This is a genomic window from Mycolicibacterium houstonense (genome assembly GCF_900078665.2).
Taxonomy (GTDB): domain Bacteria; phylum Actinomycetota; class Actinomycetes; order Mycobacteriales; family Mycobacteriaceae; genus Mycobacterium; species Mycobacterium houstonense.
In genome coordinates this window covers 49,249-68,549 of record NZ_LT546207.1, presented here as the reverse complement: position 1 = coordinate 68,549, position 19,301 = coordinate 49,249, and the positions used below count along the sequence as shown (strand labels likewise).

General features: G+C 67.9%; 20 protein-coding genes and 1 pseudogene. 9 read left to right on the top strand and 12 right to left on the bottom strand.

Annotated elements, in window-relative coordinates; all coding sequences use genetic code 11:
- Both BN4332_RS00375 and BN4332_RS00370 read right to left on the bottom strand, forming a co-directional pair.
- A partial coding sequence (locus BN4332_RS00375; protein WP_066896036.1) for a DsbA family protein occupies nt 1-768 on the bottom strand: 768 nt, incomplete at its 3' end.
- A 27-nt stretch (nt 769-795) separates the two neighbouring features.
- Nucleotides 796-1,446 (bottom strand): alpha/beta hydrolase fold domain-containing protein, encoded by a 651-nt coding sequence (locus BN4332_RS00370; RefSeq protein WP_066896034.1) that lies wholly within the window; start codon nt 1,444-1,446, stop codon nt 796-798.
- Nucleotides 1,447-1,459: 13 nt separating this feature from the next.
- Between BN4332_RS00370 and BN4332_RS00365 the strand changes: the two genes are divergently transcribed.
- Entirely contained in the window at nt 1,460-2,287 is an 828-nt protein-coding gene (locus BN4332_RS00365) for an aldo/keto reductase (protein ID WP_066896031.1), read from the top strand.
- 5 nt (nt 2,288-2,292) lie between these two features.
- A complete protein-coding gene (locus BN4332_RS00360; RefSeq protein ID WP_066896029.1) occupies nt 2,293-3,135 on the top strand; it encodes an aldo/keto reductase in 843 nt (280 codons plus the stop codon).
- A 16-nt stretch (nt 3,136-3,151) separates the two neighbouring features.
- Here BN4332_RS00360 and BN4332_RS00355 read toward each other — a convergent pair whose 3' ends face one another.
- From BN4332_RS00355 to BN4332_RS00345, 3 genes are read right to left on the bottom strand one after another with little or no spacing between them, the layout of a single operon-like run.
- Entirely contained in the window at nt 3,152-3,859 is a 708-nt protein-coding gene (locus BN4332_RS00355) for an HNH endonuclease family protein (RefSeq protein WP_066896026.1), read from the bottom strand.
- Nucleotides 3,856-6,114: an ATP-dependent DNA helicase RecG gene (gene recG / locus BN4332_RS00350; protein WP_066896023.1), complete on the bottom strand. Its 2,259-nt coding sequence runs from the start codon at nt 6,112-6,114 to the stop codon at nt 3,856-3,858. The genes BN4332_RS00355 and recG overlap by 4 nt, the downstream gene beginning before the upstream one ends.
- Nucleotides 6,114-6,857, bottom strand: a complete 744-nt coding sequence (locus tag BN4332_RS00345) for a DAK2 domain-containing protein (RefSeq protein WP_074132924.1) — start codon at nt 6,855-6,857, stop codon at nt 6,114-6,116. Before BN4332_RS00345 ends, recG begins: the two co-directional genes overlap by 1 nt.
- A 274-nt stretch (nt 6,858-7,131) precedes the next feature.
- Between BN4332_RS00345 and rpmB the strand changes: the two genes are divergently transcribed.
- Both rpmB and BN4332_RS00335 read left to right on the top strand, forming a co-directional pair.
- Nucleotides 7,132-7,326: a 50S ribosomal protein L28 gene (gene rpmB / locus BN4332_RS00340; protein ID WP_003881125.1), complete on the top strand. Its 195-nt coding sequence runs from the start codon at nt 7,132-7,134 to the stop codon at nt 7,324-7,326.
- 70 nt (nt 7,327-7,396) lie between these two features.
- Complete coding sequence (locus BN4332_RS00335; RefSeq protein ID WP_066896020.1) at nt 7,397-7,750, top strand: hypothetical protein; 354 nt, start codon at nt 7,397-7,399, stop codon at nt 7,748-7,750.
- 5 nt (nt 7,751-7,755) lie between these two features.
- Here the strand turns inward: BN4332_RS00335 and BN4332_RS00330 are convergent, their stop codons facing one another.
- Together BN4332_RS00330 and BN4332_RS00325 are read right to left on the bottom strand one after the other, a co-directional pair.
- The gene (locus tag BN4332_RS00330) at nt 7,756-8,466 is read right to left on the bottom strand and encodes a uracil-DNA glycosylase (protein WP_066896046.1); all 711 of its coding nucleotides are present in this window, start codon (nt 8,464-8,466) and stop codon (nt 7,756-7,758) included.
- 49 nt (nt 8,467-8,515) lie between these two features.
- Nucleotides 8,516-9,496, bottom strand: a complete 981-nt coding sequence (locus BN4332_RS00325; protein ID WP_066896017.1) for a thiamine-phosphate kinase — start codon at nt 9,494-9,496, stop codon at nt 8,516-8,518.
- A 119-nt stretch (nt 9,497-9,615) separates the two neighbouring features.
- Between BN4332_RS00325 and BN4332_RS00320 the strand changes: the two genes are divergently transcribed.
- Together BN4332_RS00320 and BN4332_RS00315 are read left to right on the top strand one after the other, a co-directional pair.
- A complete protein-coding gene (locus BN4332_RS00320; RefSeq protein WP_066896014.1) occupies nt 9,616-9,858 on the top strand; it encodes an Lrp/AsnC ligand binding domain-containing protein in 243 nt (80 codons plus the stop codon).
- Between the two features lie 10 nt (nt 9,859-9,868).
- Nucleotides 9,869-10,447, top strand: a complete 579-nt coding sequence (locus BN4332_RS00315) for a DUF3515 domain-containing protein (protein WP_066896011.1) — start codon at nt 9,869-9,871, stop codon at nt 10,445-10,447.
- A 2-nt stretch (nt 10,448-10,449) separates the two neighbouring features.
- Here the strand turns inward: BN4332_RS00315 and BN4332_RS00310 are convergent, their stop codons facing one another.
- The 3 genes from BN4332_RS00310 to BN4332_RS00300 form a co-directional block, all read right to left on the bottom strand.
- A complete protein-coding gene (locus tag BN4332_RS00310) occupies nt 10,450-11,571 on the bottom strand; it encodes a D-alanine--D-alanine ligase family protein (RefSeq protein ID WP_066896009.1) in 1,122 nt (373 codons plus the stop codon).
- Between the two features lie 61 nt (nt 11,572-11,632).
- Nucleotides 11,633-12,739: a cystathionine gamma-lyase gene (locus tag BN4332_RS00305; protein WP_066896006.1), complete on the bottom strand. Its 1,107-nt coding sequence runs from the start codon at nt 12,737-12,739 to the stop codon at nt 11,633-11,635.
- 32 nt (nt 12,740-12,771) lie between these two features.
- Nucleotides 12,772-13,770: an NAD(P)H-dependent glycerol-3-phosphate dehydrogenase gene (locus tag BN4332_RS00300; protein ID WP_074132923.1), complete on the bottom strand. Its 999-nt coding sequence runs from the start codon at nt 13,768-13,770 to the stop codon at nt 12,772-12,774.
- A 64-nt stretch (nt 13,771-13,834) separates the two neighbouring features.
- On the opposite strand from BN4332_RS00300, the pseudogene cofC reads away from it, so the two are divergent.
- From cofC to mutT1, 3 genes and pseudogenes are all read left to right on the top strand, one after another.
- A pseudogene (gene cofC / locus BN4332_RS00295) lies at nt 13,835-14,553 on the top strand (2-phospho-L-lactate guanylyltransferase).
- A gap of 38 nt (nt 14,554-14,591) precedes the next feature.
- Nucleotides 14,592-16,787 (top strand): RNA degradosome polyphosphate kinase, encoded by a 2,196-nt coding sequence (locus tag BN4332_RS00290; protein ID WP_066896003.1) that lies wholly within the window; start codon nt 14,592-14,594, stop codon nt 16,785-16,787.
- 57 nt (nt 16,788-16,844) lie between these two features.
- Nucleotides 16,845-17,783 carry an 8-oxo-(d)GTP phosphatase MutT1 gene (gene mutT1, locus BN4332_RS00285; protein ID WP_066896000.1) on the top strand — a complete coding sequence of 313 codons (939 nt, stop codon included), beginning with the start codon at nt 16,845-16,847 and terminating at the stop codon, nt 17,781-17,783.
- A 61-nt stretch (nt 17,784-17,844) separates the two neighbouring features.
- Here mutT1 and BN4332_RS00280 read toward each other — a convergent pair whose 3' ends face one another.
- The gene (locus BN4332_RS00280) at nt 17,845-18,489 is read right to left on the bottom strand and encodes an HU family DNA-binding protein (RefSeq protein WP_066895997.1); all 645 of its coding nucleotides are present in this window, start codon (nt 18,487-18,489) and stop codon (nt 17,845-17,847) included.
- 215 nt (nt 18,490-18,704) lie between these two features.
- The gene (gene leuD / locus BN4332_RS00275; protein ID WP_066895994.1) at nt 18,705-19,298 is read right to left on the bottom strand and encodes a 3-isopropylmalate dehydratase small subunit; all 594 of its coding nucleotides are present in this window, start codon (nt 19,296-19,298) and stop codon (nt 18,705-18,707) included.
- Between the last annotated feature and the right edge of the window lie 3 nt (nt 19,299-19,301).

Genomic DNA, 19,301 nt, shown 5'->3' with positions numbered 1-19,301 from the left:
GGCCGGAGCCCCGGGCGCCCCGGGCGCGGGGGCCGGGCCCTTCAGCTCCGGCAGATCACCGACGATCTCCTTGACCTTGGCGATCAGGGCGTCCGGCGTGCTCCACTGGTAGTCCTCGCCGTTGATCTGGATCGTCGGGGTCGAGTTGATGCCAGTGGCTGCGGCCATGCCCTGCACCATCTCGACGTAACGGCCCTTGGTGATGCAGTCGGGCACGTCACCGGCGGCGCCGGCCTGGCGCGCGATTTCGATGATCCTGGCGTTGTCGGGATAGACACCGCCGCCCTCCGCCGGCTGGATGCCGGGGGTGAACAGCGCGCTGTGGAACCGGCGGAACGCATCGACGGACTCGTCGGCGACGCAGTACGCCGCACCACCGGCACGCGACGAGTAGCCGTTGCCGACCTTGTCCAGGATCCCCACCATGTGGTAGTCGGCGGCCACCGCGCCGCTGTCGATCAGCTTGTTGATCGTGGGGCCGAACATCTGCTCGAATTGGCCGCATGCGGGGCACAGGGCGTCCTCGTAGAGACTCAGCAGGACCTTGGGCTCCGAGGTGCCTTCCTTGGTGATGACGCTCGGCGCGGCCACGTGCACTGCCCGGGCCTCCCCGGAGGCCGGCCGCTTGTTGCCGGTCATCACGATGTAGAGCACCAGACCGACGGCGAACAGCACCACAACGGCTGTCAGCCCGATCTGAACAAACAGGTTGCGCTTGCGATCAGCCGCCTTGAGGTCGTACTTCGCGGTCTTCTTCGGTTTGGCCACGTCGACAAGCGTACCGGCGCCGACACGTCACCTTTCGGCGTGGCTGAGATGTGCGCGCAGGGCCGAGATCATGGCGCTCGTCGCGGTGGCGCTGCCGCCGCCGAGGGGGAAGAAACTGGCGAACGCGTGGATCATCGACCGCTCTTCGCGCAGATCCACCACCACCCCGGCGTCCCGCATCGCCCGTGCGTAGCGGTTTCCCTCATCGCGCAGCGGATCGAACCCGGCCGTGAGGACCAGTGCCGGCGGGAGTCCCGACAGGTCCTCGCTCAGCAGCGGCGAGACCAGCGGGTCCTCGGCCGTCACCTCGGCGCCGTCGAGATAATGCGCGGCGAACCAGTCCATGTCGCGTCTGGTCAGGAAGAACCCGTCGGCGNTGGCGCGCAGCGCGGCGCGCGAGACGGCGACGCCGGTCTCCGGGCTGAAGTCGGCGACCAGTCCCGCGAGGCCGGACGCCTGCTGCGCCGCCAGCGTGAACTGCAGCGTGGTGTCGAGCGTGTTGCCGTCGACGGTGATCGAACGGCCACCCAGCAGCAGGCGCTTGCGCCGATCCGAGATCCGGGGAATCGCGGCCAGGGTGAACTTGGTCGCCCGCTCGATCACGACCTGTTTGACACGGTCCTGGCTGTGACCATCAGGCCCGCCCAGGGTCGGTCCGCCTGGCAGACTTTCAGTCATGGCTGCTCCCTCTGTGAATCCTCGTGTCACGCTCAACGACGGTAATTCGATCCCACAAGTGGGGTTGGGGGTTTGGCAGACCCCCGCCGAGGACACCGAGCGTGCGGTGACCGCGGCGCTGCAGGCCGGCTACCGGCATATCGACACCGCCGCCGCCTACCAGAACGAGACCGAGACCGGCCGCGGCCTGGTGAACTCCGGAGTGGCCCGCGCTGACATCTTCCTGGTGACCAAGTTGTGGAACAGCGAGCAGGGGTACGACTCGACGCTCGCCGCGTTCGACGCCAGCCTGGACCGGCTCGGTGTCGACTACCTCGACCTGTATCTCATCCACTGGCCGGTGCCTGCCAACAACGCCTACGTCGACACCTTCAAGGCGTTCGCCCACCTGCACGATCAGGGCCGGGTCCGCTCCATCGGCGTGAGCAACTTCGAGCCCGAGCATCTCAACGTGCTCATCGACTCCACCGGCATCGTGCCCGCGGTCAACCAGATCGAATTGCACCCGCTGCTGCCGCAACACGAGTTGCGCGAGGTGCATGCCCGATTGGGCATCGCCACCGAGGCCTGGAGCCCGCTGGGTCAGGGCTCGCTGCTCACCGATCCGGTCATCACCGGCATCGCCGACGGGCACGGTAAAACCCCCGCCCAGGTACTGATTAGGTGGCATATCCAGCTGGGTAATATCGTCATCCCCAAGTCGGTGAACCCAGAACGGATTGTGAGCAATTTCGACGTGTTCGATTTCGATCTGACCGAAGCGGACATGTCGGCCATCGCCTCGTTGGAGACGGGCACACGTCTGGGACCCGATCCGCGAACCTTCAACTTCACAGGATAGGTGACATGACCTCCTCGGACGGGGCTGCGATTCCCACCGTCACGCTCAACGACGACCAGACGATGCCCGTCGTCGGCCTCGGTGTCGGCGGCCTCTCGGATTCCGAGGCAGAGCAGGCGGTGACCGCGGCGCTGGAGGCCGGTTACCGGCTGATCGACACCGCGGCCGCCTACGGCAACGAGGCCGGCGTGGGTCGCGCCATCGCCACGTCCGGCATCCCCCGCGAGCAGATCTCGGTCACCACCAAACTGGCCACCGCCGACCACGGCTTCCAGTCCGCCCAGGACGCCGCGAAAGCCAGCCTGGAGCGACTCGGCCTGGACTATGTGGACCTGTACCTGATCCACTGGCCCGGCGGCGACGTCAGCAAGTACGTCGACAGCTGGGGCGGTCTGGTACGGGCCCGGCAGGACGGCCTGGCCCGCTCGGTCGGGGTGGCCAACTTCAGCCCCGAGGACCTGTCGACCATCATCGACCTCACGTTCTTCACCCCATCGGTCAACCAGATCGAGCTGCACCCGCTGCTCAACCAGAGCGCTTGGCGCGCAGCCAATGCCAAGCACAACGTCGTCACCGAGGCCTACAGCCCGCTCGGGGTCGGCAATCTGCTCGACAACCCGGCCGTGACGGCGATCGCCGACGCACACGGCAAGACCCCGGCACAGGTGCTGATCCGGTGGAGCATCCAGCTGGGCAATGTGGTGATCTCGCGGTCCACCAAACCCGAGCGGATCGCATCCAACCTCGACGTGTTCGGCTTCGAGCTGACCGCCGAGCAGATGGACAGCCTCAACGGCCTCGACGACGGGACGCGGTTCCGGCCCGATCCGGCCACCTACACGGGCTGAGCGCCCGCGCGGCGGTTCAACCGACCGGGCAGGTCCCCGCCGCCTCGCGCAGCACCACGGCCGACGCCGCGTCGACCGGCAACGCATAGCCACGCAACACCTCGGCGAACTGCACCGCGTACTGGCACCAGAAGGCGCGGTTGGGCGGCATCCAGTGGGCCGGCTCCTGATCCCCCTTGTCCTGGTTGGCCTTACCCGCGACCGCCAGCAGGTTGGCCGGATCGTTGGCGAACCGCAGCCGCAGGTCGTCGGGCCAGTCCCGGGCGCCGAGGTCCCAGGCCAGGGCGAGCGGCACGATGTGGTCGATCTGCACCGAGGCCCCGACCTGATTGCCGCGCACGAACGACACCACTTCGTTGGTGTAGGGGTCGTGCAGCCTGCCGGTCGCCACGGCGGTGGGACACCGCTTGATCGCGACGAACGTCTTGTCGGCGAGGTCGCGGTTGAGGATGTCGTTGCGGGTGTCGCAGCCATTGTGACCGCCGGGCGCACTGTTGTCGTCGTCCCAGGAGTCACCGAACGCCGCCCGGCGGTAGTCGTTGCCCCGCACCCGCACCGGGATCTCCGGCACCCCGGCCAGCACGTCGATGCCGGGCGCCACCGTGGGCGCCTGCGCCTGCGCGGCGAACCGCGCGGGGTGCTGGCCCGAGAGGCTGACCTGGATCGCGACCACCACCGCCAGGGCGACGGCCGCGGCCAACCACCACACCCGGCGGCGGGTCATGCCTTGTCCAGGTATTCGACGCGGTCGGTGTTGACGAATTGGGCTGCCAGCAGGTCCATCCCGGGATCGCGTGGGTTCTGTGCGTAACGCTGCTCGCACAATGCCCGCGCCTCCTGGATCACTTCCAGGTGGTCCCGCAGGGACAGAAAGCGCAGGTTGATGGTGCGCCCGGACTGGTTGAGGCCCAGCACATCTCCCTCGCGACGCTCGTCGAGATCCAGGTCGGCCAGCGCGAAGCCGTCCAGTGTCCCGGCCACGGCGGTGATCCGCTCACCGGCCTTGGAGGTCTCCGGCAGCCGGGTGGCCAGCAGGCACAGGCTGGGATGCTGCCCGCGACCGATCCGGCCGCGCAGCTGGTGCAGCTGGCTGATACCGAACCGGTCGGCATCCATCACCACCATCATCGTCGCGTTGGGCACGTCGACTCCGACCTCGATGACGGTGGTACACACCAGCACGTCGATCTCACCGGCCCGGAACGCACCCATCACCGCGTCCTTCTCGTCGCCCGAGAGCCGACCGTGCATGAGCCCCAGCCGTAGCCCGGACAGCGGGCCCGCACTCAACCGGTCGAACAACTCGACCACCGTGATCGGCGGCGGGCCGGCCTGGCGTCCGTCGCTGCCCTTGTCACCGGCCTTGTCTGACTCGTCGATCCGTGAGGCGACCACGTAGGCCTGACGGCCCGCGCCGACCTCCTCACGGATGCGGGCCCAGGCGCGTTCCAGCCAGGTCGGCTTCTGTGAGACGAAAATCGTGTTGGTGGTGATGGGTTGGCGGCCGCGCGGTAGCTCACGCAACGTGGAGGTCTCCAGATCCCCGTACACGGTGAGCGCCACGGTGCGGGGAATCGGCGTTGCCGTCATCACCAGCAGATGCGGGGTGAGACCATCACGAGCCTTGGCGCGCAACGCATCCCGTTGCTCGACACCGAACCGATGCTGCTCATCGACGACGACCATGCCGAGGTTTTCGAACTCCACCGCGTCCTGCAACAGCGCGTGGGTGCCGACGACGATGCCGGCCTGCCCGGACGCCACCGCGTCGCGCACGGCACGCTTCTGCGGCGCGGTCATCGACCCGGTCAGCAGCGCCACCCCCGTTGCGGTTTCGGCGCCGCCGAGCTGACCGGCCATCGCCAGGGGCCCCAGCACGTCGCGGATGGACCGGGCATGTTGGGCGGCAAGCACTTCCGTGGGTGCCAGCAGGGCGCACTGGTAGCCGGCGTCGACCATCTGCAGCATGGCCAGCACCGACACGATGGTCTTGCCCGAGCCCACCTCGCCCTGCAGCATCCGGTTCATCGGCCGCGTCGAAGCCAGTTCGCCCGAGATGACCTCGAGCACGTCGGATTGGCCGGCGGTCAACTCGAACGGCAACCGGCTGCGCATCGCGGCCGCCAGCCCGTGATCGATTCGTGGTGCGGGAGGCCCGGATTCACTCAACTCGCTGTAGCGCCGGGCCACCAGTCCCCACTGCAGACCGATCGCTTCGTCGAATGTCAGCCGCTCCCTGGCACGCTCCCGCTCGAGGGTGTTCTCGGCGAGGTGGATCGCTCGGAGCGCCTCATCCTCGGACATCAGGTTATGTTCGCGCACAAAGGATTCCGGCAGTGGATCGGGAACAGGATCGAGGACGTCGAGCGCCTGCCGGACACACCTATAGATATCCCAGCTCTGCACCTTGGCCGACGCCGGGTAGATCGGAAAGAAGTCCCGCTCGAACTCGGCCAGCATGTCCTCCTCGCCGGTTGCCCCCGATGCCGACGCGATGGTCTTGAGCGACTTGGTACCGATCTGCTTGCCGGACGGCGCATTCAGGACCAGGAAGGCCGGATGATCCAGCTGAAGGTTGTTGCGGAAGTACTTGACCTCGCCGGAGAGCATCAGCCGCGTACCGGTCGGCAGCTTGTCGACCATCCACCCGGCGTTGAAGAACGTCGCCGTCACGGTGGGCCGATGCTCACCCAAGGTGACCCGCAGCCAGGATCGGCTCTTCGGCCGGCCCGTCTTCTTGTTGAAGGTCGGCTTCATCTCGCCGGTCTTGGTCTCGGTGATGACCTCGATGAAGGTGACGTGCTCGCCCTCTTCCAGGTCGAGGGCCTCGCCCTCACCGCGCACCGACATGCCGTCGCTGTACTTGCGGGGGTAGTGCCGCAGCAGATCGTTGACGGTGACGATGCCGAAGTGTTCCTCCAGGGGCTTGGCGGCACGAGCCCCCAGCACGAAGTCGAGCCGATCGGCGAGGGTGGCCACTACTCCACCCCGATCAGCAGGGCGTCGCCGCGGTGGCCGGTGTGGTACGTCACCAACTCGGCGCCGAGATGTTCCCGGTGCACGTGGTCCTGCAACGCCTTGCCCACGGCGCCGTCCACACCGGCGCCGGTCAGCACCGTGATCAACTCGCCTCCTGCGACCATCAACAGATCGATCAGCCCGGCAGCGGCCGAGGTGAGGTCAGGCCCCACGATCAGCACCTCGTCACCGGCGATGCCGAGCCCATCCCCCGGCTTGCAACTGCCCGCCCAGGTCAGTGCCTCTTCGGTGGCGATGCGCACGGTGCCGTGGCGGGCCGCCGCGGCAGCCCGGGCCATGGTGTAACCGTCGTCGACGGCTTGCCTGCCCTCGTCATGGACCGCCAGCGCCGCCAGCCCCTGCACCATCGAGCCGGCCGGCACCGGCACCACGTCGATCCCCCAGCCGATGGCGGCCGTGCAGCCNAGAATCTGCGACAGGATCACCCCGGAGTTGCCCCGCGCGCCCTGCAGCGCCCCGGCCGCCAGCGCACCGGCCACCGCCGCGATGTCGCTCCCGGCCGGCTCGGTATCGACGTGCGCCCAGGCCGAACGCATCGTGAACAGCATGTTCGTCCCCGTATCGGCATCGGCCACCGGGAACACATTGAGGCGGTTGATCTCGTCGGTGTGGGGGATGAGGTCATCGACGGCGGCGTGCGCCCAGGCCCGCAGAGCGGGGGCATCCAGCTGCCGAGAAGACATCGGACCTCCCAATCCCCATCAGATCCCACAACTGATCCCCGGTGCGATCCCCACTGTGCGACGCGATTGCCGCCGTGGGCGCCAGCCTATCCAGTGGCGGAGACAAACCCGATCGGAGCATCACGGGCTGTGGACAATCTGAGCTCGTGTTCACCGCCCGTTTTGGCGATCCTCTGGCCTCCCGGTATTCTGATCAGGTTGTCGGGTCGAGCCCCGTCGTTTTGCGGCGAGCGGGCCCAACCCCCCAAAGAACTGATTTCGAGGAGTTGTTGATATGGCTGCCGTGTGCGATATCTGCGGAAAGGCCCCGGGCTTCGGCAAGTCGGTGTCGCACTCGCATCGGCGGACCAGCCGGCGCTGGGATCCGAACATCCAGTCGGTGCGTGCCGTGGCGCGTCCGGGTGGCAACAAGCAGCGCGTGAACGCCTGCACCTCCTGCATCAAGGCCGGCAAGGTCTCGCGCGGCTGACGTCGTGCGCCCGTCCGGGCGCACGTCTCTCTTGTTTACCTGAGCGGTGGGCCGGGTATCTCCTGCCGGCATGACCATACGTCGTGCCTCACATTCACCGTTCTATGCATTCGCAGCCGCGGTCGCGGTCGGTTCTGCTGTGCTGACCGCGTGCGGTGACGCCGATACCGGTGACGATTCCACCACGGAAACTCGCACCACGTCGGAGATGCCGGTCACCGAGACGGAGACCGAGACCCCGGATACCGAGACCACCGTCATCGAACCCACGGTGTCGCCGGGTGTCACTTCTCCGCCCGCGGGGTCGCCGATGCCCCCCGCACCGCCGACCGAAGGCGACGGGGACGTGACGATCGAGATTCCGTCGCCGGGCATCCCGGCTCCCCCGGCGGTCCCGTCACCGCCGCCGATTCCGGGACCCTGATCACCTCACGGCAAGCGCCAGTCGATCGGGTCGGCGCCCTTCTGCCGCAGCAGTTCGTTGGCACGGCTGAACGGGCGTGACCCGAAGAATCCTCGCGACGCCGACAACGGCGACGGGTGCGGCGATTCGATCGTCGCGCAGTCACCTTCGGCGAGTATCGGTTTGAGCGTCGAGGCGTCGCGTCCCCACAGCACGGCCACCATCGGCTGGTTGCGCGCCACCAGGGCCCGGATCGCGCACTCCGTCACCGCTTCCCAACCCTTGCCGCGGTGTGAGGCCGGGGTGCCGGGAGACACCGTGAGGACCCTGTTGAGCAGCAGCACGCCCTGCTCGGCCCACGGAGTGAGATCGCCATTGGCCGGCTGTGGGTAACCCAGATCCTCGGTGTACTCGGTGAAGATGTTCGACAGGCTGCGCGGCAGCGGACGCACGTCGGCTCCCACCGAGAAACTCAGCCCCACGGCATGCCCGGGTGTCGGATAGGGATCCTGACCGACGATCAGAACGCGCACCTTGTCGAACGGAAATGTGAAGGCGCGCAGGACATTCTGTCCGGCGGGCAGATACCGGCGGCCGGCCGCGAGTTCGTTGCGGAGGAACTCCCCCATCTGCGCGACGTGCGCCCCTACCGGCTCGAGTGCGCGGGCCCAACCTTCGTCGACGAGTTCATTGAGCGGACGAGCACCTGTTGTTTCGCTCCTCGCGTCCGTCCCCACCGTCTCGCTCCTCGCGTGCGCAGTCACGGAAAAAACTTAGCGTGGCCGCTCAGTCGAACGACTGCCATCCCGTGTTTCCCGCCCACATGGCGCCGTCGACGAGTACCTGTGCCGGCCCGTCGACAACCCGCCCGATCACCCGCCAGCCCGGTGGTGGCGGGCCCGGGAACGTCGCGGCGAGGGCATGGTCCTCACCACCGCCCAGCACCCATTCCCACGGGTCCTCGCCCATCGCAGCGGCGGCTCCGGCGACCGCCAGTCGATCGTCCTCCAGCAGCTTGCTGTCTACATCGATGCCGACCCCGGAGGCCGTCGCGATGTGGCCCAGATCGGCAAGCAGACCGTCGGAGACATCGGTCATGGCCGTGGCACCGGCATCCGCGGCCAGTGCGCCCTGCCCATAGGGCGGTCGGGGTGTCAGATGCCGCTGCCGCAATTCCCCGAAGCCGGTCTGCCCTTCGAGACCGCGCTCCCACAGCGCGAAACCGGCCGCGGAACGGCCCAGTTCGCCCGACACCGCCACCGTGTCGCCGGCGCGGGCCCCGCTGCGGCGCACCGGTTCCCGGCCGTCGAGATCCCCGAGGGCCGTGACCGATATCACCCACACCGGGGCGCGGACCAGGTCGCCGCCGGCAATGCTGGCGCCCAGGCGACGCGCCTCGTCCCACAGGCCGTCGGCCACCTCGGCCGCGGCGCTCACCGCGGTATCCGACGGCGCACCGAACGCCACCACGAAGGCCGTCGCGCGGCCTCCCATCGCTTCGATGTCGGCGGCGTTCTGGGCGATGGCCTTGCGTCCGATGTCGTGCGGAGACGACCAGTCGAGCCGAAAGTGCCGATCCTGCACCAGCATGTCGGTGGAGACCACGGTGCGGCCGTCGGCTGCCGTCACCACTGCGGCGTCGTCGCCGGGCCCCAGCATCACGGCCTCGGCTTGCGTCCGGCCGGCCACCAACCGGTCGATGACGACGAATTCCCCCGCGTCCGCGAGGGTGCGGCCGTCGTCATCGCCGAAATCCGCGCCGGTCATACCCCTGGTCACATCGCCTCCTGCCGGCCGGCTGCCGCGTCTGAGAACTCAGACCCGACCTGCGGTACGTTTGGTGCCTGCGGCCAGCAGTTTATGCAGCGAGATGGAGGAGACCGCCGGTGGTGGAGGCTTACGTGCTGATCCAGACCGAGGTGGGCCGCGCCGAAGTCGTCGCCAAGCAACTCGCCGCGCTCGCCGGCGTGGTGTCCGCGGAATACGTGACGGGCCCCTACGACGTGGTCGTGCGCATCAGCGCCGACACGCTGGCGGCGCTGCAATCCGACGTGGTGCCCGCGGTGCAGCAGGTGCCGGGAATCACCCGGACCCTGACCTGTCCCATCGCCAACGGGCTCCGGCCATAGAGTTGGTGGTGTGACCGACTCGAACACCGTCGACGGACCGCCCCGCGCCCTGCTGATCGCGGCCGTTGTCGTCGCGGTCTCGGTGCTGATCACCGTGCTGGGTATCGCGGCGTCCCGGCAGCGCTCCCCCGAGCAGCAACCCGTCGCGATCCCGTCCGTGCCTGCGCCGCAGGCCGACAGCCAGCAGTGCCACGACTTGCTGAACGCACTGCCCCAACAACTCGGGGATTTCCGTCGCGCCCCCACCGTCGAGCCGACACCGCCGGCCACCGCGGCCTGGCGCGCCGAACCGGACACCGAGCCGGTGGTGTTGCGCTGCGGGCTGGAGCGTCCCACCGATTTCGTCGTGGGCACCCCGCTACAGGTCGTCGACGAGGTCCAGTGGTTCCGGGTGGGAGAAGCAGGGGTCGGCAGCCCCGGCGGCGAGGCGGACGATCAGAGCCGCAGCACCTGGTACGCGGTCGATCGCCCGGTCTACATCGCGCTGACCCTGCCCGCCGGCTCGGGACCGACACCGATCCAACAGATCTCGGGCCAGATCGCCCGCACCATCGCCGCGCAGGAGCCCGTGCCGGGCCCGCCGCGCTGAGCTCAGCGCAGGCCGGTGCCGCGCGCCAGCGCGGTTTCGACCATCGCGGTCAGCAGCGTCGGGTAATCGACACCGCTGGCCGCCCACATGCGCGGGAACATCGAGATCGTGGTGAACCCCGGCATGGTGTTGATCTCGTTGATCACCGGCCCGTCGTCGGTGAGGAAGAAGTCGACGCGCGCCAACCCCTGGCAGTCGATCGCGGAGAACGCGCGCACGGCCAGCCGGCGGACCTCGTCGGCGATGTCGTCATCGACCTTGGCCGGCACGTCCAACTCGGCCGCGTCGACGAGGTACTTGGTGGCGAAGTCGTAGAAGCCGTCCTCGCGTCCCCGCACGCCGGCCACCCGGATCTCACCGAGTGTGCTCGCCTCGACCCTGCCGTCGGGGAATTCGAGCACACCGCACTCCAGTTCGCGCCCGGGCACCGCCGCCTCGACGATCACCTTCGGATCGTGGCGCCGGGCCAGTTCGATGGCGGAGGGAAGCTCGTCCCATGCCGCGACCCGGCTGACGCCGATCGAGGAGCCGCCCCGGGCGGGCTTGACAAACACCGGCAGGCCGAGCCGTTCCCGGTCGTCGAAGTCCAGGGTGACGTCATTGGCCCGAAGCACCACGAAATCGCCGATCGGCAGTCCCTCGGCCACCAGGAGCTTCTTGGTGAACTCCTTGTCCATGCCTGCGGCGCTCGACAGCACACCGGATCCCACGTACGGAATGCCGGCGAGCTCGAGCAGGCCCTGGATGGTGCCGTCCTCGCCGTAGGGACCGTGCAGCACTGGGAACACCACGTCAACGGCGGCCAACAGCTCACCGGGACCGTTGCTCAGCGCCAGCAGCTGGCCGCTGCGGTTCGGGGCGGCAGGCAGTGCGAGCTCGGTACCGGAATCCTCGGTGACCGCAGGCAGCTGACCGTCCGTGATGGCCAGCGTCTCGGGCCGACCGTCGGTCAGCATCCACGAGCCGTCGGGGGTGATACCGACGGCGACCACCTCGAACCGTTCCGGGTCGAGGTTGCGCAGGATGCTGCCTGCCGACACGCAGGAGATCGCGTGCTCAGAGCTCCGACCGCCGTAGACGACGGCGACGCGGGTGCGGGATCCGGTCTGATTGCGGGCGGTCACAACCTAGAGAGGCTACCGTCCCGGCCGGACCCTGCCGTCCGGCGCGTCCCGACCTGGTCTTTCACCCCCGCAGCGCCTGCTCCACGTCGGCGATGAGGTCGTCGGTGTCCTCTATTCCGGCCGAAATGCGGGCAAACCCCGGCGGCACCGGATCACCCCAGCGGGCCCGCCGGTCGACCGAGGTGTGGATACCGCCGAAACTCGTCGACGCGATGAGCAGCGCACTGCGGTCCACCAGGGCATGCACGGCTGCGGCGTCGGCCAGTTCGACGGACACCAGTCCCCCGAACCGCTTCATCTGGGTCGCGGCGAGCTCGTGGGCCGGATCTCCCGGCAGCCCGGGGTAGCGCACCGACCGCACCGCCGGATGGTTGCGCAGCATCATCGCCAGCGCGGTGGCGTTCTGGCACTGCCGTTCGAAACGCAATCCCGCGCTGCCGAGGCTGCGCAGCACCAGCCAGGCCTCGAACGCGCCCAGGATCGGCCCGGCCAGCAGCCGGTCGCGCTCCACGGCGGCCATCAATTCCGGCTGGCTGCCCGCGACGTAGCCGGCCACCAGATCGCTGTGCCCTGACAGTGATTTGGTGGCGCTGGCCACCACCAGGTCGGCGCCGAGTGAAAGCGGCTGCTGCCCCAGCGGGGTGGCGGTGGTGTTGTCGACGACGAGGGTGGCGCCGCGGCCGCGGCACGTCATCGCCAGCCGGTACAGGTCGACGACATCGAGCCCTGGGTTGGCCGGCGTCTCGGCGAGCACCACATCGGCCCGGGCGGCGGCCGCACAGATGTCGGAAACCTGCGCCTCGATGACCGTGACACCTTGTGGGGCAAGATATTCCGCCGCATACCGGCGGACCTGGTAATAGCCGTCGGCTGGGACCACGAGAGTGGTGCCGGGTTTGGCGAGCACGCGCAGCGCCGAGGTGATGGCGGCCATGCCCGAACCGAAGGTGAGCGCGGCGGCCGCCCCTTCGAGTTCGGCGAGCGCGGATTCCAGTTGCCGCCACGAGGGATTGGAGCTGCGGCCGTAGCTGTCCAGTGGCTCGGCCTCGTCGGGCGAGAGGTGAAACGTCGAGGCCGGTACCGGGACCGGAGCCACCGGTTGTCCCGGAATAGGATCCAGGCCAACAGCTTTGACGCTCCGGGTGGAATCTCCGTACACGCCGTCCATGGTTGCCCCGCCCTCCTCTGCCCGGAGGCCTGCTACTCCGGTTTGGTGCTGCGGCCCAGGAGAAGTGCGACCGCTTCGTGAACCGACAATCCCTTGTGGCACACCCGGTGAACGGCATCGGTCAGCGGCATCTCGACACCATAGCTGGAGGCCAGCGCGAGCACCGATTCACAGGAGGCCACGCCCTCGGCCACATGACCACCGGCGGCGGTCAAGGCCGATTCCATGGTGCCGCCCTTGCCGAGTCGCTCACCGAACGTGCGGTTGCGGGAATGCCCGGACGTACAGGTGGCCACCAGATCCCCGACGCCGGCCAGTCCGGCCAGCGTCGCGGGGGTGGCGCCCAGCGCGATGCCGAGCCGCATCACCTCGGCCAGGCCGCGGGTGATGATCGCGGCAACGGTGTTCTCCCCCAGGCCCACTCCCACCGCCATGCCGCAGGCCAGCGCGATGACGTTCTTGCAGGCCCCGCCCACCTCGGCGCCGATCACGTCGGCATTGGTGTAGGGCCGGAAGTAGCCGGTGGCCAGTGCGCGCTGCAGCGCCACCGCGCGGCCGGAATCGCTGCACGCGACGACGGTGGCCGCGGGTTGTTCCTCGGCGATCTCACTGGCCAGGTTCGGCCCGGTCACCACCGCGACGCGAGCCGGATCCGCACCGGTCACCTGGACGATCACCTGGCTCATCCGCATCAGCGAGCCGAGCTCGATCCCCTTAGCCAGGCTGACCAGGGTCACAGCGTCGCCGATCAGGTGCTTCCAGCCGTCCAGGTTGGTCCGCAACTGTTGCGCGGGCACCCCGAGCAGCACCGTGCAGGCGCCGGCCAGCGCCTCGGCCGGGTCGGTGGTGGCCCGGATCGACGCCGGCAGGACCACGTCGCCGAGGTACCGGCTGTTGCGATGGTCGTTGTTGATCTCGTCGGCAACCTCCTGGCGCCGGGCCCACATCGTCACCGGATTGCCCGCGTCCGCCAGCACCTTGGCCAGTGCCGTCCCCCACGCACCGGCGCCCATGACCGCAGCCTCTACCACCCGTTCACCCTATCCCGGTGCCTGCGCCACCCGCCGACGACGACCGGGCTGGCAGGATGAACCCATGAGCGGCTCCCGAAGCGACAACGCCGCAGCAGCAACGCAGGCCGCTGACGTCGCCCTGGTGATCGCGGTCAAGCGGCTGTCGGCCGCCAAGACCCGGCTGGCGCCCATCTTCTCCTCCGCGACGCGCGAGGCCGTGGTGCTGGCGATGCTCGTCGACACCGTCACCNCTCCGCGACGCGCGAGGCCGTGGTGCTGGCGATGCTCGTCGACACCGTCACCGCCGCGTCGGCCGTCGCGCCGGTGACCGTTGTCACCCCCGACGAAACCGCGGCCGACGCCGCCAGGCAGCTGGGCGCGAGCGTGCTGATGGACCCGACACCTCCCGGTCACCACGACCCGCTCAACAACGCCATCGCAACGGCCGAGGCCGAACTGCGTGCCACCGCACCGAATATCGTTGTTCTGCAAGGTGATCTGCCGGCGCTGCAACCCCAGGAACTGGCCGAGGCGCTGGCACTGGCCCGCGGTTACCAACGCAGCTTCGTCGGCGACCGGCACGGCACCGGCACCTCGGCGTTGTTCGCCTTCGGCACGGCGTTGGCCCCGCACTTCGGATCCGATTCGGCTGCGCGCCATCGACACTCCGGCGCAATCGAGCTGACCGGCGCCTGGCCGGGCCTGCGCTGCGACATCGACACGCCGGATGACCTGCAGGCCGCGCGGCGCCTGGGGGTCGGCACGGCGACCACCCGAACACTCGGCAGGCAACGTCACTAGGTAGCCGTGGACCGGCCGGATAAGGAATGATCTGAACGATGAGCGAAGCCACCGAAGCCGAGCCTGGGACGCGGTCGGACGACTCCCAACCGGACTCCGCCGCAGCCGCATCGGGGCTGTCCGTCGAGTCGTCGACACCCGAAGCGCCACCCGCGGCCACCTGGCCGGCAGTCGACAACGCGTTGCCCGAGGATCGCTACCTCAATCGCGAACTGAGCTGGCTGGACTTCAACGCCCGGGTGCTGGCGCTGGCCGCCGACCCGTCGCTGCCGTTGCTCGAGCGGGCGAAATTCCTGGCGATCTTCGCGTCCAATCTCGACGAGTTCTACATGGTCCGGGTGGCCGGGCTCAAACGCCGCGACGAGATGGGACTTTCGGTGCGCTCGGCCGACGGGCTGTCACCGCGCGAGCAGCTGCGCCGAATCAACGAGCGCACCCAGCAGATCGCCAGCCGCCACGCCAACGTGTTCCTCAACTCGGTCCGTCCGGCGCTGGCCGAAGAGGGCATCGTCATCGTCAACTGGGCACAACTCGACGACACCGAACGCGCCAAGCTCTCGACCTACTTCCACGAGCAGGTGTTTCCGGTCCTCACTCCGCTGGCAGTCGACCCAGCGCACCCGTTCCCGTTCGTCAGCGGTTTGAGCCTGAACCTGGCCATCACCGTCAAACATCCCGAGGACGGCGGGCAACACTTCGCCAGGATCAAGGTGCCCGACAACGTCGGGCGCTTCGTGGAATTGAGTCCGCCGGCCGACGGGTCGTCGGTGGTGCGGTTCCTGCCGATGGAGGAACTCATCGCGGCGTTCCTGCCCGTGTTGTTCCCTGGGCTGGAGATCGTCGAGCACCACGCGTTCCGGATCACCCGCAATGCCGACTTCGAGGTCGAAGAGGATCGCGACGAGGATCTGCTGCAGGCGCTCGAACGCGAACTGGCCCGCAGGCGCTTCGGCTCCCCGGTCCGGCTCGAAGTGTCCGACGACATGACCGAGAGCATGCTCGAACTGCTGCTGCGGGAGCTCGACGTGGCCCCCGGCGACGTCATCGAAGTACCGGGGCTGCTGGACCTTTCCGCCCTGTGGCAGATCTACGACGTGGATCGGCCTGCCCTCAAGGACCGCCCGTTCGTGCCCGCCACCCCGCCGGCGTTCGGCGAACGCGAGACGCCCAAGAGCATCTTCTCGACGCTGCGCGACGGGGATGTGCTGGTGCACCATCCTTACGACTCGTTCTCCACCACCGTTCAGCGCTTCATCGAGCAGGCCGCCGCCGATCCCAACGTGCTGGCGATCAAGCAGACGTTGTATCGGACCTCCGGCGACTCGCCCATCGTCAACGCACTGATCGACGCGGCCGAGGCCGGCAAGCAGGTGGTCGCACTCGTCGAGATCAAGGCGCGCTTCGACGAGCAGGCCAACATCAAATGGGCACGAGCGCTCGAACAAGCCGGTGTGCACGTGGTCTACGGGTTGATCGGTCTCAAGACGCACTGCAAGACCTGTCTCGTCGTGCGGCGGGAAGGGTCGACGATCCGGCGCTACTGCCATATCGGCACCGGCAACTACAACCCGAAAACCGCTCGCCTGTATGAAGACGTGGGGTTGCTCACAGCCGATCCCGACATCGGCGCGGACCTCACGGACCTGTTCAACTCACTGACCGGGTATTCGCGAAAGGACGCCTACCGCAACCTGCTGGTGGCTCCCCGCGGGGTGCGCAAGGGCATCATCGAACGCATCGACCGCGAGATCGCCGCCCATCATGACGGCGCCACGACCGGTATCCGGTTGAAGGCCAACGCGCTGGTCGACGAGCAGGTGATCGACGCACTGTACCGCGCCTCGCAGGCCGGGATTCCGGTCGAGATCGTGGTGCGGGGTATCTGCGCCCTGCGCCCCGGCGTGCCAGGCTATTCCGACAACATCACCGTGCGCTCGATTCTCGGGCGCTTTCTGGAGCACTCGCGGATTATTCACTTCCGCGCCATCAATGAGTTCTGGATCGGCAGTGCCGACATGATGCATCGTAATCTCGACCGCCGTGTCGAGGTGATGGCTCAGGTCAAGGATCCGAGACTCACCGCCCAACTCAACGAGGTGTTCGAATCCGCAATGGATCCGGCCACCCGGTGCTGGGAGTTGCGACACGATGGTCATTGGACGGCACTGCCTCAGGAGGGGCAGACCGTTCGCGACCATCAGGTGTCGTTGATGGAACGTCACCGGCACCCCTGAACCCCGTCCAGGGCCGGGCCCGGCTGCCCACCTGGTGAACGACCTGCAGGAGTTGAGGTGTCCAAAGACAACACGGCAGCGGAGAAGGCGGGCGCCAGGCTCGTGCCCGCGGCTGGAGCCGTGTTGTGGCGTCACAGCGGGGACGCCACCGACCGGGATGCCACCGAGGTGGCTGTTATTCACCGTCCGCGATACGACGACTGGTCGCTGCCCAAGGGCAAGGTGGAGATCGACGAGACCGACCCGGTGGCCGCGGTGCGCGAAGTTCACGAGGAGACCGGATACACCGCGGAGCTCGGCAGACGGCTCGGTTCGATCTCCTACGACGTCCCCCAGGGCACTAAGCGCGTCTGGTACTGGGCGGCCCGGATCACCGGCGGCGACTTTGCGCCCAACGACGAGGTGGACAAGCTCATCTGGCTTCCCGCCGCCGCGGCGATGGATCAGCTGGGTTACCCGCATGATCGAAAAGTGTTGCGCCGCTTCATGAAATATCCACCCGATACGAAGACGGTGCTGATCGTCAGGCATGGTACGGCGGGAAGCCGATCCCGCTTCAAGGGTGACGATCGCAAGCGGCCGCTGGACAAGAAGGGCCGCGCACAGGCCGAGGCTCTGGTCGGCCAACTACTGGCATTCGGTGCCACAACGCTTTACGCGGCCGATCGGCTGCGCTGCCATCAGACCCTCGAGCCGCTGGCCCAAGAACTCGGGGTGGACATTCACAACGAGACGGACCTGACCGAAGAGGCGTACCGCGACGACCACAAGGCCGGTCGCAATCGGGTACTCGAACTCGCGGCCCGGGCGGGAACTCCGGTGATCTGTACCCAGGGCAAGGTGATTCCCGATCTCATCTCGTGGTGGTGCACGCGCTCACAGGTGCGCCCGCAGACCACCGGGAATCGCAAGGGAAGCACCTGGGTGATGTCGATGGTGGACGGGCGACTGGTCGCGGCAGACCATCTCGGCAGCCCGCTGCCTGCTACCCGCTAGACCACACGCGGAAAGGCACGTCGCGAGCCGGTTCACAGCTCACGACGTGCCTTTTCCGGAATTACTTGCGGCCCTTCTTGGCCGGGGCCTTCTTTGCAGCCGCCTTCTTGGCGGGCGCCTTGGTCGCGGCCTTCTTCGCCGGAGCCTTGGTCGCGGCCTTCTTGGCGGGCGCCTTGGTCGCGGCCTTCTTGGCGGGCGCCTTGGTCGCGGCCTTCTTCGCCGGAGCCTTGGTCGCGGCCTTCTTGGCGGGCGCCTTGGTCGCGGCCTTCTTCGCCGGAGCCTTGGTCGCGGCCTTCTTGGCCGGGGCCTTCTTGGCAGCCACCTTCTTGGCCGGGGCCTTCTTGGCGGCGGTCTTCTTGGCGGCGGTGCGCTTGGCCGGACCCGCGGTGACCCCACGCTTGACGGCAGGACCCTCAGCCGGGAGGCGCTGCGCCCCAGAGACAACCGCCTTGAACTGCGCACCCGGCCGGAACGCCGGCACCGAGGTGGGCTTGACCTTCACGGTCTCGCCGGTACGCGGGTTACGCGCCACGCGGGCAGCGCGACGGCGCTGCTCGAAGACACCGAAGCCGGTGATCGTGACACTGTCGCCCTTGTGCACCGCGCGGACGATGGTGTCCACAACGTTCTCCACCGCGGCGGTAGCCTGCCGACGATCGGTGCCCAGTTTGGTTGTGAGTACGTCGATGAGCTCCGCTTTGTTCATCCAAAACCTCCGAAACCAGTGGTCCTCCTTGGACCGACTAGAGGACACGGTAAACCCTGTGACCACTGATTTCCAAGAGCCACGCGCAATTTCAGGCGTAGCTAGCGAACAATCCGGCAATCCGCTTGCCCCACTTGGACTCCGCCCGGGCGGGTTCAGAACCGGTTTGGCAGGCGGCGAATTCGGGCGCCGAAGCGCCCCTGACGGCCCCTGAATCAGGCCGGCAGAGTGCGCGGCTTCCAGGCCGGCCTGGACTGCTCGTAATCCTCGATCGCGTCGAGTTTCCGCAGCGTAAGGCCTATATCGTCGAGTCCTTCGAGCAGTCGCCAGGCCGTGTAGTCGTCAATTCTGAACGGCACCACAACCGTTCCGGCGACCACATTTCGATCTTGAAGATTCACAGTGATTTCCAGCCCAGGATTCTGCTCGATGAGCTTCCATAACAGCTCGACATCGTCTTGGGAGACCTCGGCGGCCAATAGCCCGGCCTTCCCGGCGTTGCCGCGGAAAATGTCGGCGAATCGGGATGAGATAACCACCCGGAACCCATAGTCCATGAGCGCCCAGACGGCGTGTTCGCGTGAGGATCCGGTGCCGAAATCGGGCCCGGCGACCAACACGGAGCCTTTGTCGAATGGCGGGAGATTCAGGATGAACGACGGGTCAGTGCGCCAGGCGGCGAACAATCCGTCCTCGAAACCCGTTCGGGTGACCCGCTTCAAATAGACGGCGGGGATGATTTGGTCGGTGTCGACATTGGACCGCCGCAGCGGGACGCCGATGCCGGTGTGAGTGCTGAACGCTTCCATTCT

Bases quoted from the DNA above. Each gene is read 5' to 3' on its own strand.
- BN4332_RS00360 (WP_066896029.1), top strand. From the start codon at position 2,293: ATGACCTCCTCGGACGGGGCTGCGATTCCCACCGTCACGCTCAACGAC.
- BN4332_RS00355 (WP_066896026.1), bottom strand. From the start codon at position 3,859: ATGACCCGCCGCCGGGTGTGGTGGTTGGCCGCGGCCGTCGCCCTGGCG.
- rpmB (WP_003881125.1), top strand. From the start codon at position 7,132: ATGGCTGCCGTGTGCGATATCTGCGGAAAGGCCCCGGGCTTCGGCAAG.
- BN4332_RS00335 (WP_066896020.1), top strand. From the start codon at position 7,397: ATGACCATACGTCGTGCCTCACATTCACCGTTCTATGCATTCGCAGCC.
- BN4332_RS00325 (WP_066896017.1), bottom strand. From the start codon at position 9,496: ATGACCGGCGCGGATTTCGGCGATGACGACGGCCGCACCCTCGCGGAC.
- BN4332_RS00305 (WP_066896006.1), bottom strand. From the start codon at position 12,739: ATGGACGGCGTGTACGGAGATTCCACCCGGAGCGTCAAAGCTGTTGGC.
- BN4332_RS00290 (WP_066896003.1), top strand. From the start codon at position 14,592: ATGAGCGAAGCCACCGAAGCCGAGCCTGGGACGCGGTCGGACGACTCC.
- BN4332_RS00280 (WP_066895997.1), bottom strand. From the start codon at position 18,489: ATGAACAAAGCGGAGCTCATCGACGTACTCACAACCAAACTGGGCACC.
- leuD (WP_066895994.1), bottom strand. From the start codon at position 19,298: ATGGAAGCGTTCAGCACTCACACCGGCATCGGCGTCCCGCTGCGGCGG.